Annotated in this window: 12 protein-coding genes; 5 read left to right on the plus strand and 7 right to left on the minus strand. The window is 53.4% G+C overall.

Annotated elements, in window-relative coordinates; all coding sequences use genetic code 11:
* Positions 1-13: 13 nt before the first annotated feature.
* The 3 genes from C8N40_RS21070 to C8N40_RS21080 form a co-directional block, all read right to left on the minus strand.
* Entirely contained in the window at positions 14-2,350 is a 2,337-nt protein-coding gene (locus C8N40_RS21070) for a glycoside hydrolase family 20 protein (RefSeq protein ID WP_108213785.1), read from the minus strand.
* A 777-nt stretch (positions 2,351-3,127) separates the two neighbouring features.
* Positions 3,128-3,262 (minus strand): hypothetical protein, encoded by a 135-nt coding sequence (locus tag C8N40_RS23360; RefSeq protein WP_281259548.1) that lies wholly within the window; start codon positions 3,260-3,262, stop codon positions 3,128-3,130.
* A 101-nt stretch (positions 3,263-3,363) separates the two neighbouring features.
* On the minus strand, positions 3,364-5,697 hold the full coding sequence (locus tag C8N40_RS21080; protein WP_245905213.1) for a S46 family peptidase: 2,334 nt from the start codon (positions 5,695-5,697) through the stop codon (positions 3,364-3,366).
* 94 nt (positions 5,698-5,791) lie between these two features.
* On the opposite strand from C8N40_RS21080, the gene yidD reads away from it, so the two are divergent.
* From yidD to C8N40_RS21095, 3 genes are all read left to right on the plus strand, one after another.
* Positions 5,792-6,013 carry a membrane protein insertion efficiency factor YidD gene (gene yidD / locus C8N40_RS21085; protein WP_108213788.1) on the plus strand — a complete coding sequence of 74 codons (222 nt, stop codon included), beginning with the start codon at positions 5,792-5,794 and terminating at the stop codon, positions 6,011-6,013.
* 776 nt (positions 6,014-6,789) lie between these two features.
* Positions 6,790-8,265 carry a DUF5687 family protein gene (locus C8N40_RS21090; protein WP_108213789.1) on the plus strand — a complete coding sequence of 492 codons (1,476 nt, stop codon included), beginning with the start codon at positions 6,790-6,792 and terminating at the stop codon, positions 8,263-8,265.
* A 21-nt stretch (positions 8,266-8,286) separates the two neighbouring features.
* Positions 8,287-8,982 carry an ABC transporter ATP-binding protein gene (locus tag C8N40_RS21095; RefSeq protein WP_108213790.1) on the plus strand — a complete coding sequence of 232 codons (696 nt, stop codon included), beginning with the start codon at positions 8,287-8,289 and terminating at the stop codon, positions 8,980-8,982.
* A gap of 506 nt (positions 8,983-9,488) precedes the next feature.
* Here C8N40_RS21095 and C8N40_RS21100 read toward each other — a convergent pair.
* The 4 genes from C8N40_RS21100 to C8N40_RS21115 all read right to left on the minus strand — a co-directional run bounded on the left by C8N40_RS21100 (position 9,489) and on the right by C8N40_RS21115 (position 12,620).
* Positions 9,489-10,052 (minus strand): sugar O-acetyltransferase, encoded by a 564-nt coding sequence (locus C8N40_RS21100; RefSeq protein WP_108213791.1) that lies wholly within the window; start codon positions 10,050-10,052, stop codon positions 9,489-9,491.
* 133 nt (positions 10,053-10,185) lie between these two features.
* Positions 10,186-10,803, minus strand: a complete 618-nt coding sequence (locus tag C8N40_RS21105; RefSeq protein ID WP_146173619.1) for a hypothetical protein — start codon at positions 10,801-10,803, stop codon at positions 10,186-10,188.
* An 11-nt stretch (positions 10,804-10,814) separates the two neighbouring features.
* The gene (locus C8N40_RS21110; protein ID WP_108213793.1) at positions 10,815-12,221 is read right to left on the minus strand and encodes an alpha/beta hydrolase family protein; all 1,407 of its coding nucleotides are present in this window, start codon (positions 12,219-12,221) and stop codon (positions 10,815-10,817) included.
* Between the two features lie 12 nt (positions 12,222-12,233).
* Positions 12,234-12,620: a DUF6334 family protein gene (locus C8N40_RS21115; protein ID WP_146173620.1), complete on the minus strand. Its 387-nt coding sequence runs from the start codon at positions 12,618-12,620 to the stop codon at positions 12,234-12,236.
* Positions 12,621-12,711: 91 nt separating this feature from the next.
* On the opposite strand from C8N40_RS21115, the gene C8N40_RS21120 reads away from it, so the two are divergent.
* Positions 12,712-13,734 (plus strand): AraC family transcriptional regulator, encoded by a 1,023-nt coding sequence (locus C8N40_RS21120; RefSeq protein ID WP_108213795.1) that lies wholly within the window; start codon positions 12,712-12,714, stop codon positions 13,732-13,734.
* Positions 13,735-14,351: 617 nt separating this feature from the next.
* The gene (locus C8N40_RS21125) at positions 14,352-15,290 is read left to right on the plus strand and encodes a DUF1684 domain-containing protein (protein WP_108213796.1); all 939 of its coding nucleotides are present in this window, start codon (positions 14,352-14,354) and stop codon (positions 15,288-15,290) included.
* Positions 15,291-15,578: the final 288 nt, after the last annotated feature.

The following is a 15,578-nucleotide window of genomic DNA, read 5'->3' on the forward strand; positions in this document are numbered from 1 at the left end:
TATACTTTATAACCTACTCTACGCTAAGCTCATCCACCAGCAGCCAGGTTTCGCGGCCGCGTACCGTATACTGGTCAGGGGCTACGCCTACGTTGCGGGCAATTACCTTTACATAGCGCGCCTTGGTAGCCGGGAACTCCGCGGCAATGGTTTTGCGCATCATGCCTTCTTCCTTGCCGGCGTTGCTGATCACCTTCACGGTTTTAAAGTTTTTGCCATCCTCCGACACGGCATACTCCACCTGCGTGGGCAGGAACACACGGTAGCCAATGTGCTGCACGTAAGAGCTGCTGATTTTAGAGATAGACTGCACCTGCTCCAAGTCGATCACGGCTTCCAGGTCATCCTTCAGGTAGCCCAGCCAGTGGCCATCGTAGTGGTCGGTGGTGCCGTAGAGGCCGTTTACCAGGGCAGCCGTGCCCGGCGAGAAGCTGCGGTGCGGTTCCTTGGCCAGCGTTACCTTGCGGTTAAGGGCTTTATGTGCATCAAATACCCTGGTGGTGGCCTGGCCTATCAGCTTGCCATCCTGAAAAGAGCCTGCCTTTATCACGGCAGCTTTAGTCAGTTCAAATGGGCCGGTATACTTCTGGGATTTGGCTGTTGGCTCAGAGCCGTCCAAAGTATAATAAATGTCCGTGCCGGCGGCATCGGTGGTAAAGGTAACTTTGGCGGCCTTGCGCTCCGGGTTTACCTGCAGTTGCTGCTTCACCTGGAAGGCGCTTTTGGCGTAGTTAATGCCCATGGCATCGTAGCGAAGGTATTGCTGCTGCATGCGCGTTTTAAAGTCTTCCCAGTTTTTCAGGTTTACCGGCGTCCAGAGCACTTCCGACAGGGCCGCGATGCGCGGGAAGGCCATGTACTCTACATGCTTGGTATTGGGAATATACTCGGTCCAGACGTTGGCCTGGGCGCCCAGGATATACTTTTGCTCTTCTTTGGAGAGCTCTGCCGGCGTAGGGTTGTAAGAGTAGACCCTTGCAAGCGGGTTGTTGCCATGGATGGTCACAGGCTCCAGCTCACGGTCGCCCTGGTAGTGGTCGAAGTATACGTAGTTACCGGGCGTCATCACCACATAATGCTTCTGCTTGGCTGCCTCGATGCCGCCTTTCTCGCCTCTCCAGCTCATCACGAGTGCGTTCGGGGCCAGTCCGCCCTCCAGTATCTCGTCCCAACCGATGATAGTGCGGCCTTTGGCGTTCAGGAACTTCTCCATGCGCTGAACAAAGTAGCTCTGCAGTTCGTGCTCGTCTTTTAAGCCTTCGTCTTTGATGCGCTTCTGGCACTTAGGGCATACTTTCCAGCGGGTTTTAGGGGCCTCGTCGCCGCCGATGTGCACGATCTGGCTCGGGAACAGGGCCAGCACCTCGGTCATCACGTCTTCCAGAAAGGCGAAGGTCTGCTCGTTTCCGGCGCAGAAAATATCATCAAAAATGCCCCACTTGCCTTCTACTTTGAATGGGCCGCCGGTGCAGGAGAGCTCCGGGTAAGCCGCCAGTGCCGCCACCGCATGGCCCGGCATCTCAATCTCCGGCACTACCGTGATGTAACGCTTCTGCGCGTACTTCACCACTTCTTTTACCTGCTCCTGGGTGTAGAAACCGCCGTGGCGTTTGTTGTCATAGGTCTGGGGTAGATCCCAATAGTGGCCAATCAGGGTGCTGTCGCGCCAGGCGCTGATTTCGGTGAGCTTCGGGTGCTTTTTGATCTCGATGCGCCAGCCCTGGTCGTCGGTCAGGTGCCAGTGGAAGGTGTTGAGCTTGTGCATGGCCAGGTAATCGATGTACTGCTTGACGAACTCCACCGGCATAAAATGACGCGTCACGTCCAGATGCATGCCGCGCCACTCGTAGCGGGGCTTATCGGCTATGCGCACTGCCGGTATCGTTACGGGCGCCTTGGCAGGCTGAGGCGGCAGCAGCTGCTTTATACTTTGCATACCGATGAAAAGGCCGTTTGGCTGGTTGGCGGCAAGTATAATTTGGTCAGGGGTTACATCCAAGGTATAGCCTTCTTTGCCCAAGGTATCCGTGGCGGCAGCAAGGCTGAGCTGGATAATGTTCTTAGCTTTTTTCTTTGGGTCTTTTTGTATGACCTGCGGCTGCACACCGGTAGCGGTTTTTATACTTTGGGCCAGCTGGTCGGCTATACTTTTCAGCTCCTCGGTTTTGGCCGGCACATGGATTTTGGTGTCGGCGTTGAGGGTAAACTGGCCGCTCTGGGGTGTCAGGTGCTGAGGTTTCGGGATAAGGGAGATAACCGGACTAGCCGATTGGTTTTGGGCCTGAGTATTACTAAGCCCCAGCAATAGGGCCAGGCTAAGCAACAGGGGAAACGTTTTATTCAATCTCATGAAAGGTTAAAGTAGTGTTAGAACATCAAGAATAAGGAATATTTGATAGAAATACCAGCGGGGGGAGAGGTTGGGAGTTTAGGAGTTTAGGAGTTAGAGAGTTGTGGAGACGCAATACCTTGCGTCTTTGTAGTTAGAAAGTTAGAAGGTTAAAAAGTGGGGGGCTATACTTTATACTTTGTCTGAATCAGGATTTGCAGGATTTAGGGATGAGCAGGATTGCAATACCGGGTCCAACCACCCCCGGCCCCTCCTTGTCCAAGGAGGGGAGTCTTGTAGCTGCTGGGGCTAAAGTATAAGCTTTATAGTTGCTGGTATGGGGCGGACAGGTCGCGACCTGTCCCTACAAAGTATAAACCCACCCCTATGAGCTGCGCTCGCTAGCTCAAAACTCCCGTTTTGGCAAGTCCAGAGGAGGGAAATTTATACTTACTCCTTTCCCTGTCATCTCGAGTACTCTCAAGGCGGGAGCCGAAGAGAGCCAGCGTAGCTGTGAGAGATCTATCTTGAATTCTAAAGAGATCTCTCCCGAAGGTCGAGATGACAGTAAGGGCAGCGGCTATCGACCTTATCCCAGCCTTTGGGTTGAGCGCCTCGAGAGGTTCCGGTGACGAGCTGAAGGCGAGGCAGCCCGAGGCACGAGGGCAGGAAGCGAAAGCAGCGCGATGCCCGAAGGCGAGCCCTCTCGGGCTTGAGAGCTCCAAAACTAGAGGTGCAACGTTAGGTTTATGCGAACTAGAGGATGAACGGAATCTAGTAAGTATAGCTTGGATCCAGTTACGGGAAGCGGCGGCTAGGAAAGTATAAACTGGCAAGTATAAATGTATAGCCAAAGTATAAACTCCTGTTCATCCATTCATCCTGAAAATCCTGATTCAGACAAGTATAGCCAAAGTATAAAGTATGGCTCAAATAGTAAGGACCGCAGACTGACGCTATGACACAACCATAAAAACAACAGCGGCGCTGAGGATGCCCCAGCGCCGCTGCTTACACTCTATCAGGAAAGGTCCTTAGTCCTTCACCTGCAGTTTCACTCTGGCTTTGCCTTGCTTCTTATCAACCTTAAACTCGGTTTTGCCTTGCTTCAGGTTTTGCTGTGCCTCTTCTACCACAGCGTTCAGCAGCTCGGCCTGTGGAGAGGCTGCCTCCTCTACTTTGGCTGTCGCAGCTTCGCTTGGGCCGGGGTTCTCACCGTCCACAATCGTCATCTCGTTGATTAGGTTCGTGGCGCCCGCATACTTTTCGATCAGGAAGAGCACGTAGCGCGAGTCCACGTTAATGCAGCGCTTGTAGTCCGGGTCGTACACCAGGTCGCCGGTCATGGCTTCCCAGTTGCCGTCGAAGGCCAGGCCGATGAGCTCGCCTTTGCCGTTGATTACCGGAGAACCGGAGTTACCGCCCGTGATGTCGTTGTCGGTGATGAAGTTAACCACCAGCTCGCCTTTGGAGTTGGCAAAACGGCCGTAGTCCTTGGCCTCATACAGCTGCTTGAGTTTGGCCGGGATGATGAACTCCTCGTTGTTCGGATCTTCCTTGGCCATCGTACCTTCCAGCGTAGTATAGTAGTTGTACAGCACACCATCCTGCGGGCTATAGTCTTTTACAGAACCGTAGCTCAGGCGGATGGTAGAGTTGGCGTCCGCGTAGTATACTTTGTCCGGGTTCATCAGGCGCAGGCCAGCTACGTACAGGCGGTTGGCTTTGGCCAGTTTGGCCTCGCTTTCGGCCACTTTCGGCGCGATGTTGCTTCTGTAATTATCTACAATCGCGTTCACGATCTGGAAAGCCGGGTCGTTGTCGAGCGCCTTCTGCGTTGGGTTCTGCAGGAAGCTGTTGAGTTTCTGCTCGTTCACTACCATCGAGTTGCTGTACACGTGGTCGGCCAGTTTTTCAAAGTTGCCTTTATACTTTTGCACCAGTTTCTTGAAGGACTCCGGTTGCTGGTCTTTGGCGATGTCGTCGTAGTAGGCCTTCAACAGGGCCGCAAATACTTTCTTGTCGGCTGGCAGGTAGTAGTCTTTGAAGAAAGCATCTACGCGTGGCTTCACGTCCTCGGCAGCTTTCTTGGCAGCAGCCGCGTTGCCTGATTTCAGGGCAGTGTAAACCGGCGTGAGGCGGTAAGCCATCAGCAGCGCTTCGGTGCCCAGCACGGCCTCGTTCAGGTATACAGAGCCCAGGTTATACTTTTCGATGGTGGCATAAGCGTCGGCAATATCGCTCATCACGTTGCCATAGGTAGCTTTGCGCTCGGCGTCGGCATTTGCCCAGGACTGGAACTTGTCCTCGTCGGCAATTTTACCTTCGATAGTGCGCATGCGCTTGATGCCCTCGTTCTGGCCGATAGAGTACTTGTAGTAGTTAGAAGTAGAGGCATACTTGGAGGCATACTTGATGCGTGTGTCGTCGCTCTTATCCATCTCATTCTTCCAGATATCCAGCTTCTGCTCGCGCAGCTTAATGCGGGAGTTGTTGAGTTGGTTCAATTCCAGTTTCAGGCCGTGCGAGGTCATGAAACGCTTGGTGCGGCCCGGGAAACCGAAAACCATGGCAAAGTCGCCCGGGTCTTTCTCTCCGATGTTGATGGGCAGGTGGTGGGCTGGCTTGTAAGGCACGTTGCTCTTGCTGTAAGTAGCAGGAGACCCGTCCGGAGCCATGTACACGCGGAACATCGCGAAGTCACCGGTGTGGCGCGGCCACATCCAGTTGTCGGTATCGCCACCGAATTTACCAACAGAAGATGGCGGGGCACCTACCAGGCGCACGTCGGTGTAGCGGTTGTAGACGAACAGGTAAAACTCGTTGCCGTTGAAGAAATCGCGCACGTAGGTGATGTACTTGCCGTTCTCAGAGGCTTCTTTGGCAAGTGCCTGCGTACGCTGGGCAATCAGCTGGGCGCGCTGCTCCTCCGGCGTATTGTTGTCGATACCTTCGAGCACTTTGACGGTCACGTCGTCCATGTAGTGCAGGATGTCTACAAACAGACCTTCGTTTGGCAGCTCCTGGTCTTTAGAAGTAGCCCAGAAACCGTTGGTCAGGTAGTCGTTTTGCGGGGTGGAGTGCGATTGGATCTGACCGTAACCGCAGTGGTGGTTGGTCAGCAGCAGGCCCTCTGGCGAAATGAACTCGCCGGTACAGAAACCACCGAACTGTACGATGGCATCCTTCAGGCTCGAGTTGTTTACAGAGTAGATTTCTTCTGCCGTCAGCTGAAGTCCCTGCTTCTGCATATCCGTATGGTTCAGACGCTTGATGAGCATCGGCAACCACATACCTTCGTCTGCCTTGGCCGCAAACGGTATGCTCAGCGAGACTAAAAGAAGGAGTGAAAGGATTCTTTTTAACATGGAAATTTGTTTAGATTAGTTTAACCGTGGCAAATTTAGCAAAAGTTGCTGCCTTTTGCTGTAAATCATACGCGGTGCTTGCCGCAAAGTAGATATGACCTGGATATTTAAAAAACTGGTACTGGCGCTGGTGTGGGTGTACCAGCACATGATTTCGCCGCTCACGCCGGCTTCCTGCCGCTATACGCCTACCTGCTCGCAGTACGCCGTGGACGCCGTGAATAAGTACGGCCCTTTTAAAGGCGGCTGGATGGCGATGAAGCGGATCGGCCGTTGCCATCCCTGGGGCGGGAGTGGGTATGATCCGGTGAAGTAGTATAACAGCGTTATTTATTCTGGTGCGAGTTTGCAACTCGTGTCTACTATAGTGTTGGGTTTGCAGCCCAACTGGCTCTCAGAGCCATACTTTATACTTTGGCTATACTTTTATACTTGTCAAGTTATACTTCCACAGCCACTGCTTCCCGCAACTTGACACAAGCTATCCTTGCTAGCTTCCGTTCATCCTATAGTTCCCACAAACCTAACGTTGCATCTCTGACTATGGAGCTCTCAAGCCCGAGAGGGCTCGCCTTCGGGCATCGCGCGGTGTGCCTGAAGCTGCCTCCGCTCTGCTCCGGCTGCCTCACTTCGTTCGGCACCGCAACATGCACAAGGCGCTCAACCCAAAGGCTGGAAATCATTCGATAGCTACGGCTGACGAAGCTTGAACCAAGTCCCCCTTTGAAGGGGGTAGGGGGATGAAATCGGCTGCAGATGATTCCCCTCCTCGGAGGGGCTGGGGTGGGTTTATACTTTTGCTGATAAAACAGAAGCTATAAAGCTTATACTTTAGAACTGGCAATTACAGATTCCCCGCCTTAGCCAAGGAGGGGCAAGGGGTGGTTGGGCCCGGGATCACAAACGTTAATCTGAATAAGTTGCTCTCAGAATGGACCTAACCCGAAGACCCAACACCAAAACTCCGTTTCATCGAAACCACGGCCTTGTAAGTATAAAATATCCTTGGGTTTGTCTAAATAGGGCGGGCGGCATTAGAGGCTTTCGCCGTTTTTGAAGTATATTTAAAAAACGCTATCCTACATCCCGCCTATGCTTTTAACCTTACTCACACACCAATGGAAAGCCGATGTCCGTTCTTCCGTTTTCCAGAAGGGCCTGGCGCTCAACATTATCATGGGGCTGCTGATTTTATACTTTGGCGGCATCTTCCTGTTCCTGGGCTTTCATATTGATGATATCCTGCTGAAAGTATTCCCGAGCCAGGATCCGGTGGCGGTGTTTAACGGCGGCATGCTGTACTACTTCCTGATGGACCTGTTCTTCCGGTTTATGCTGCAGGAGATGCCTGTTTTGGCCGTACAGCCTTACCTGCACCTGCCGGTCGGCAAAAACAAGCTGGTGCACTTTGTGCTGGTTAAGTCTGTTTTCAGCTTCCTGAACGTGCTGCCGCTGCTGTTTATGGTGCCCTTCATGGTATCGGCGGTAGTGCCGGCGTATGGCGTGGGGATAGCTTTGGTGTGGCTGCTGGCGCTGGTGGCGCTCACGCTGTGCAACAACTTTGTGCTGCTATACTTTAAGCGGCAGTTGGCGGCCAAGCCGCTGTACACGCTGGCCTTTGGCGTAGTGGTTTCGGCGCTGATGCTGCTCGATTACTTCGACCTGCTCTCGCTGAACGTGGCCTCCCGTGCGGCGTTCGGGCAGTTGCTGCTGCAGCCTTGGCTGGTAGCGGTGCCTTTGCTGCTGGTGGCCGTAGCTTATACATTCAATTTCCGCTTTCTGAAGGAGCATACCTACCCCGAGGAACTGCAGGTGCGCAAGGCTACCAAGGTATCGGGCAGCAACATTGCTTTCCTGAGCCGCTTTGGCGAAATCGGGAAGCTGATAGAGCTGGAACTGAAGCTGATCTGGCGCAACAAACGCCCGAAGTCTACCCTCTTCACGGCAGCTTTTATACTTTTCTACGGCATGCTTTTCTACAAAGAACCTTACATGGACGGCTATGCCATGCTGATTTTTGTGGGCCTGATGATGACGGGCATGGCCATGTTCAGCTATGGGCAGTTTGTGCCCGGCTGGCAAAGCACCCACTTCGACGCCCTGCTGACGCAACGCATTTCAATCTACCAGTTCCTGAAAGCCAAGTACTGGATGTTTTTGGCTGTTACCCTGTTCGCCTACCTGGTTACGCTGCCCTACGGCCTGCTAGGCTATAAGATTCTCATCATCAACACGGTGGCACTGCTCTACAACATCGGGGTGAATGTGTTTATCATCTTCTATTTTTCTGCCTACAACACCTCTCGTCTGGACCTGAGCCGTGGTTCAGCCTTCAACTGGCAGGGGGTGGGAGCCTCCAAGTTCGTGATGATGCTGCCGCTCATCATTATCCCGCTGCTCATCTACATGCCCTTTGGTCTGATGGATGTGCCTTATGTGGGATTGGCGACCATAGGAGGGCTAGGCTTGCTGGGGCTGATCTTCCAGAAGCAGCTGTTGCAGTGGTCGGCCAGGTGGTTTAGGAAGCACAAGTATAAACTGGCCACGGGTTTCCGCCAGTCTGAGTAAGAACGTTTTAAAACAAAAGATATGCTAACGGTTAAAGATTTACAGAAAGTATACAATGGCACGGTGGTGGTCAACATCCCCGAGCTGACGATACAAGCCGGTGAGGCGATTGGTTTGGTGGGTAACAACGGCGCCGGTAAAACCACGCTGTTCCGCCTGATCCTGGACCTCATCCGCCCAACCAAGGGCGAAGTGTACGCCAAGGACGTGAACGTGGCCAAAAGCGAGGACTGGAAAGCCTACACCGGCTCTCACTTGGACGAGGGTTTTCTGATCGACTACCTCACGGCTGAGGAGTACTTCAAGTTCATCGGCGACCTGCACGGCCTTTCGGATGGCGATATTACCGAGCGCCTGCTGCCGTTTATGGACTTGTTTAACGATGAGATCCTGAACCAGCGCAAGTACATCCGCGACTTCTCGAAAGGTAACCAGAAGAAGATAGGCATTGCCGCTGCTGCGCTCTCCAATCCGGAACTACTGATCCTGGACGAACCTTTCGCCAACCTCGACCCCAGCTCCCAAATCCGCCTGAAGAACTTGCTGCGCCACCTGCGTGACCAGAAACGCATGACCATGCTCATCTCCAGCCACGACCTGAGCCACGTGATTGAAGTATGCGAGCGCATCCTGATTCTGGAAAAAGGTCAGCTGGTGCAAGACATGCAGACAAACGAAAACACCCTACGCGAGCTGGAGACATACTTTACTGTATAATTTGGCTGAGTTTATACTTTACACAAGAGCCGGTGTGGGACTAAAACCTGCACCGGCTCTTGTTTTTATACTTTAGGTGAAGCGACCTCGGCTGTAAACAACACATGGCGCGAGCGTCCTCGCTCGTGACCAGCTATAGGCTGGGCCTCCGGCTCAGTCGATTCAGACACTAGACATCATCGCAGAGAGCAGGCTGTGATTTGACTGGGCAGGGCTATTTCATTCTTTGTTTTTGTCATCCTGAAAGGATCTTGTGGGAAGGGAGGGGAAGCCGAAGCTACTGGTAAAGTATAGATTTCATCGTTACTGTGGTCCAACCACCCCTAACCCCTCCTTGTCTAAGGAGGGGAGCCTAATATTACTCATGCTGAAGTATAAGTGCTATAGTCTAAGTATAAACATCCCTGTTTTGCGATGCTCGCAATCTTTGAACTCGCGTTCTCGCTTCTCTTCAAGGGGACAGTTCCCATATTGTACCTGTATCGATTAAGAATACTTAAGCGACTTTAATCCTCCTTCAAATGCCTGATGACCCTACAGGGATTACCGGCGGCAAACACATCATTCGGAATATCGCGGGTGACCACGCTGCCTGCCCCGATAACCGAGCGGTGGCCTATACTTACGCCGGGGCAAATCACTACACTGCCGCCTACCCATACATCCTCGCCAATGGAAATAGGTTTGGCATACTCCACGCCTGAAGCGCGCTCCACATGGTTAATGGGATGGGTGGCGGTATAAACCTGTACGTTAGGTCCGAACATCGTTCTGCTGCCGATGGTGACCTGCGCCACATCCAGCACCACGCAGTTGAAGTTAAAGAACACCCGCTCGCCGACAACCATGTTATAGCCATAGTCGCAGTAGAAGGGCGGCTGCAGCCACAGCCCCGCCTGTGCGTTCGGAATCAGCTCTTTCAGGATGCGGGTGCGCTCTTCTATCTCGTCCTCGCGGCTGTCGTTCAGTTCTTTAATCAGCAGCCTAGTGCGTAGCCTGTCATCAACTAATTCCTGGTCCAGCGGGTCGTACAGCTCACCGGCGAGCATTTTTTCTTTTTCAGTCTTCATGGGAGAGGTGATTGGGGAGAGTACCTGAAATGGTTTCAAGCAGGTACGGTTTATGTGCTCAACGGTTTAGCTGGTGCGGACTCGTGATGTATACTTCCAGTTTCACGCTTATATGATAAAGTAAGTTAGCACACTAATCTCTCCAGTTCCAATCTACTACCGTATGTTGCGCTTGCCTGATGTGCTCGCTGCCTTGCTGTACTCCGGCGAGCTTTAAGTTCTGTTCAATTCTGGGGTGAAGCGTCTTAACGAGCTCCCATACTTCCTTGTTCTTCTCCTCATCATCAAATTGCAAAACTCTATAGCTTGACCAGGTAGTGCCTCTAATAAAAAAGAACCCGAACCGCTCATTCCAGTAATGTTCCGTTCCCCCGTCTATCATTCCGTCGGCCGTTGAAAACTGATACACCATAAAATCCTTGCCACCTACAACAGGTACCGCGTGTTTACTGACGAAATAGAACAGACTGTCGGTGTAGGAGGGGGAAAGAAGGCTGGCTCGTTCAGGATGCTTTATACTTATTTTGTAGGTTGAGGTATCAAAAGGAGTTTGATAGGTGAGTGCTAGGCTGGTGTCCTCGTCAGCTTTTGCGAGTTTTAAAGGTAGGTAGTACACCTCTTGGTACGTGCCTCTCAGAAAGTACCAATAAAGCTCATGTGGCCAATTAGCCTCTTCATTTTGTTGCTCTTTTTGCCTGCAAGATGCCAGGCAAAAAGAAAGTATAAGTAGTGCTGTAAACGTTTTATACATGAGCAATTTACTTACTTCACTACCCCCTTCATCCAATCTCCAACCACCTGCAGGGCTGCCGGGGCAAAGGTTTCCTCCAGCTGGCCATACTCTGCCGGGGAGCCGGTTTTGGCTGTCTGGAAGAGGTGGTTGAGGTTGGGCATCTCCTGGATGGTATACTTTTTATTGCCGGCGGCTTTCAGGGCCTTTTCGGTGGCAGGGAGGTTTTGCTGATGGGGCACCTGCAGGTCTTTTGTCCCGTTCAGGGCCAGTACAGGCATCTTTAGTTTTCGGAGTGCTGGGGCCGGGTCGTAGGCCAGGTAGTAGCGCATCCAGGGGGAGCTGAGTTGGGCCACTACCGTCTGCTCGGCTCTGTCAGTGAGGCCGAGTTGTAGCTGTTCCTGTGGTGTAAGTTTGGCTTTTGCCTCCTGCTCCAGCTGCCGTATCTGCGCGGCGGCTTTGGCTACGTCTTTTTCGGTAGCGGCTACCTTAAACTGGGCCTCGCGCAGCTGCAGGTATTTCTGCAGTTGTTCCTCCGGAAGTTGTTTCTCAAACAAAGCTTTGTTCTGCGCCACCAACAGCTCCGTGCCTGGCACGGCATTGCCCGCCAGCAGCACCACAAAGGCTGTCTCCGGGTACTTGGCTGCCACTTTGGCCGCTAGTAATGCTCCTTCACTATGGCCAAGCAGGCCAACTTTTTTCTTGTTTATACTTGGCTGGTTCTTCAGGTAGTTGAAGGCAGCCTCGGCATCAGAGGCAAAATCTGCAGTAGTGGCAGTCGCAAAGTCGCCGCCCGATTTACCGGTGCCTCGGTCGTCGAGGCGCAGCACGGCAAAACCCTGGCGGGTGAGGTAATCAGCCAGAACCAGAAACGGTTTATGCCCCAGTATCGTCTGGTCGCGGTCCTGCGGGCCGGAGCCGGTAAGCAGCAGCACGGCCGGGTGCGGACCCTTGCCCTGCGGAACGGTAAGCGTGCCAGCCAGCGAAATACCCGCTGCTTTGTTCTCTACCACTACTTCTGTTTCCTGGTAAGGGTATGGTTTGGTGGGCTCCTGCGGACGACGCATCGCCTCGGCGGCTCCGCCTTTCTTCAGTTGCAGCGCAAAGCTTTGGCCACCCTGCTTCCACTGCCCGTCGATGGCTCCAGGGCCAGTCAGCTTGCCCACATAGGCCGCGCCAATGTTTTTCAGGTCGAGGTAGAGGCTGTCCTGCACCTGCCGTACCTGCTGCACGGGTATGCCGGTGGCGCCTTGTTTGGGGCTGTCCATGGTGGCAGAGAGGCTGCCATCTTCGGCCAGGCTGATGTGGAAGATAAGCGGCAGCTCGGTGCCCATGACTTTCAGAGAACCGTTCCAGTCGCCGGTGAGGGGAGCGGGTTGCTGGGCCATGGTGGTAAAACTAACTAACAGTAGCAGGAAGGAGAGAAGGTGCTTGCACATCGTTTTATAGGTTTAGCGGTATCTCTGAAAAATGGTAAGTTTTAACTGCGATGCCTCCGCCAGCAGCTGCACGTTCGTCCCCTCCTCATCGTCAAAAGCCAGCTGAAAACCATCCTCATAGCCGTACTGGTTCGTCATCCGCCAGAGCCAGCCAATGGTTTTGCGCTGGTTGGCAATTTGGGTGAAGCTGTACTGCTGCTCCATCGCCCTTACGTCCAGCTCCGGGAGTATGGAAAGTATAATTTCGTCGGTGTCCTCGTTTACCCCAACCACCAGCCATACTTCCTCCAGCCGGAACACCACCTGCTGCAACCAGCCAAACTCCAGTTCGTGCAGGGCGAAGGCCTCCAGCACCACTTCACCAGGGAGCAATTCAAGATCTATGGGATTGTATTCCACGGTATTCAAAGGTACAAATTATACTTTACCAAAGTATGGCTGCATCTGAGCAAGAGTTTGATTAATTTTACTTTCTCAATACTTTGCGCTCATGAACCAGCAAGACCACTCGCTCGCGGCGCCCTCGGTGGGGCTGCTTTTACATGTGCTGCGCCAACAGGGGCAGGACGTGGAGGCCATATGCCACCAGGCGGGGCTGGACCAGCGGCTGGTGCAGGATGTGAACGCCCGCATTCCGGTAAGTACGGTGCAGGACCTGTGGAACGCCGCCATTGCCGCCACCCAAGACCCGGACCTGGCCCTGCACGTAGCTGAAAGTATAAACCCGACCTCCATGGGCACAATTGCCTACGTGATGATGAACGCGGCCACGCTGCACGAGTCGCTGCTGAAGCTGTGCAAGTATCAGGATATTATCTGCGGCGCCATCCGTACGAGCCTGGAAGTGCAGGGCCGCCAGGCGCTCGTAAAGCTGCAGGCGGACAGTCCGGCGCTCCAGAACCCGCGCAACGCCCTGGACTCCGAGCTGGTAATTTACAAGAACGCCTTTTCGGCGCTGGTGGGGCAGGAGCTGAAGTATAAACAGGTGCTTTTTGTGTATCCCAAGCCGGAAAGTATACAGGAGCACGAGCGGATTTTTGCAGGGGCCGAGCTGGTGTTCTCTGCCAAGTATAGCGGGCTCGTTTTTGAGGCGGAGTATTTGAGATTGCCTATAGTAACGGCCAACCCCGAGTTGAATCAGTTCTTCGAGAAGTATGCCGAGGAGTACCTGCAGAAGCTGCGCGAGCCGAAAACGGTGCGGGAGCGGGTACTTCGCGAGATTGCGCACCAGTTGAAGGGGGAGGAGCCAAGTATAAACACCGTAGCCCGCAGCCTGGCCATGAGCGTGCGCAGCCTGCAGGGCAAACTCCGGGAGGAAGGCACGACCTACCAGGCCCTGCTCGACGAAGTACGCAAGCAAATCGCCGTCAAGCACCTGCAGGACAACCACAGTACCATCACCGACATTGCCTACCTGCTCGGCTACTCCGAGCCCAGCGTATTCTCCCGCTCCTTCAAGAAATGGACCGGTCTGCCGCCCGCTGCTTACCGCCAGCAAATGGCTGTGGCGTAGTTGTTGGCGTTTGTTCTAAAAGAATCTTCCAGGTAGCATAAACCTACTCCTACTCCCAGAAAAGGCTGCGCCATACTATTTTGTTGTCATCCTGTAAGGATCTTGTGGGCGGAGTAATGTAGGCTTAACCTCTCTGCTACCAAGTTGCTTTCCAGAATGACAAAAGTTTTGATGCCAGTATAGGTTGCCCTCGCTCGCCTCTGGCGAGTGCGCGCTATAGGGCGGCCCCTGGCCGCTTTGAGCTTTCGGTATAAGTATAAGTATAAGTATAAGTATAAGTATAAGTATAAGTATAAGTGGCGGGACACCACCGGATAACGCACACTCGCCGGAGGCGAGCGAGGGTAAATAGGACCTATCGTGCCTAATAAATTCACTTCAGGAGGGCAGGGTTGCTTACTTTTAGTGAAGTCTTTTGCCACTGGCTTTACACCCCTGTTGAGCGCTGCTCGCAAGTTTCAAACTCACGTTCTCACTTGTCCTCAAGGGGGCAGTTTTTGATAGAGCCGAGAGTCCCTGGCTCTTCGAGGTAGGGGCAAGGGCTGTTAGAAGAATAAATCCCGTCATAAGTTCCTACCTTTGCGTCCGCATTCGATTTACTCATAGCATCCATCACCATGAAGAAGTACTTGATTGTCGCCGCATTGGCCGGTTTTATACTTTCCTCCTGCTCCCAAACCAACACCGAGGCAGAAGTACAAAGTATAAATGCGGCACCGGAGGCTGACTCAGCCTATGTGGCCAGTATAGACGCCTGGCATGCCACGCGGGTTCAGAACCTGCAGAAAGAGGACGGCTGGCTAGCCTTGGCCGGTTTGTACTGGCTGGAGCCGGGCAGCAACAGCTTTGGCAGCGCCGAGAGCAATAAAATCGTGTTCCCGAAGACTAAAATAGCGGCACAGGCAGGCAGTTTTATACTGGATGGCGAGGTGGTGAAGCTGCACGCTGGCAAAACTGCCGACATTACCGTTGACGGCGATCCAGCGCAGCAGGAGGCGGTGGTGTATACTGCTGCGATGGAGCAACCTGCCGAGATGCGCCACGGCTCGCTGAAGTGGGTGGTGATAAAGCGCGGCGACAAGTATGGCGTGAGGCTGTGGGATGCGGAGAGTGAGGGGCTTCGTACGTTTAAGGGCCTGGAGCGCTACCCGGTTCAGCCGGAGTGGAGACTGGAGGCCAGGCTGGAGCAGCCTCCGCTGCCTAAGCAGATTGCCATCACAAACGTGTTGGGACAAACTTCGCAGGAGCCTTCGCCGGGAGCGGTGGTGTTTACCGTAAACGGCCAGGAGTACCGCCTCGATGCGCTGGAGGAGGGAGAGGAGCTATTCATCATCTTCGCTGACAAAACCAATGGCACCGACACGTATGGCGCCGGTCGTTACCTCTACATGCCCAAGCCGGACGCCAGCGGCAAAACCTACATCGACTTTAACAAGGCTTATACACCGCCCTGCGCCTTCACCGGCTACGCTACCTGCCCGCTGCCACCCAAGCAAAACTTCCTGCCCATCGCAGTACCCGCCGGCGAGAAAAGCGGTGGGAGTTTAGGAAGTTAGAAAGTTAGAAAGTTAAAAAGTCAGGGAATGACTCCTTTAAGTATAAAGCGTGAGCGGCTGGCATTTTCAAAGTGTCAGCCGCTCATACTTTATACTTTACCGCTTCCTGCCGCATGTTTAGCGACAGCGTAACTTGTGGCTGTGCTTGAGGCAAGTTTGTAACTTGCTTTCTGCAGAGCAGAAAAGTAGGGGTTAGAAGCTATCTCAAAAATAGGAATTAGGTTTTAGATTCTCTTGTTAGTTGCTCATGGAGCTAACCAATGAGCAGTGGGAAAGGATACAGGATCT

This window comes from Pontibacter mucosus, from assembly GCF_003054055.1.
Classification (GTDB): Bacteria; Bacteroidota; Bacteroidia; order Cytophagales; family Hymenobacteraceae; genus Pontibacter; species Pontibacter mucosus.

Bases quoted from the DNA above. Each gene is read 5' to 3' on its own strand.
- C8N40_RS21070 (WP_108213785.1), bottom strand. From the start codon at position 2,350: ATGAGATTGAATAAAACGTTTCCCCTGTTGCTTAGCCTGGCCCTATTG.
- C8N40_RS21080 (WP_245905213.1), bottom strand. From the start codon at position 5,697: ATGTTAAAAAGAATCCTTTCACTCCTTCTTTTAGTCTCGCTGAGCATA.
- C8N40_RS21090 (WP_108213789.1), top strand. From the start codon at position 6,790: ATGCTTTTAACCTTACTCACACACCAATGGAAAGCCGATGTCCGTTCT.
- C8N40_RS21120 (WP_108213795.1), top strand. From the start codon at position 12,712: ATGAACCAGCAAGACCACTCGCTCGCGGCGCCCTCGGTGGGGCTGCTT.
- C8N40_RS21105 (WP_146173619.1), bottom strand. From the start codon at position 10,803: ATGTATAAAACGTTTACAGCACTACTTATACTTTCTTTTTGCCTGGCA.
- C8N40_RS21110 (WP_108213793.1), bottom strand. From the start codon at position 12,221: ATGTGCAAGCACCTTCTCTCCTTCCTGCTACTGTTAGTTAGTTTTACC.
- C8N40_RS21125 (WP_108213796.1), top strand. From the start codon at position 14,352: ATGAAGAAGTACTTGATTGTCGCCGCATTGGCCGGTTTTATACTTTCC.
- C8N40_RS21095 (WP_108213790.1), top strand. From the start codon at position 8,287: ATGCTAACGGTTAAAGATTTACAGAAAGTATACAATGGCACGGTGGTG.
- yidD (WP_108213788.1), top strand. From the start codon at position 5,792: ATGACCTGGATATTTAAAAAACTGGTACTGGCGCTGGTGTGGGTGTAC.
- C8N40_RS21100 (WP_108213791.1), bottom strand. From the start codon at position 10,052: ATGAAGACTGAAAAAGAAAAAATGCTCGCCGGTGAGCTGTACGACCCG.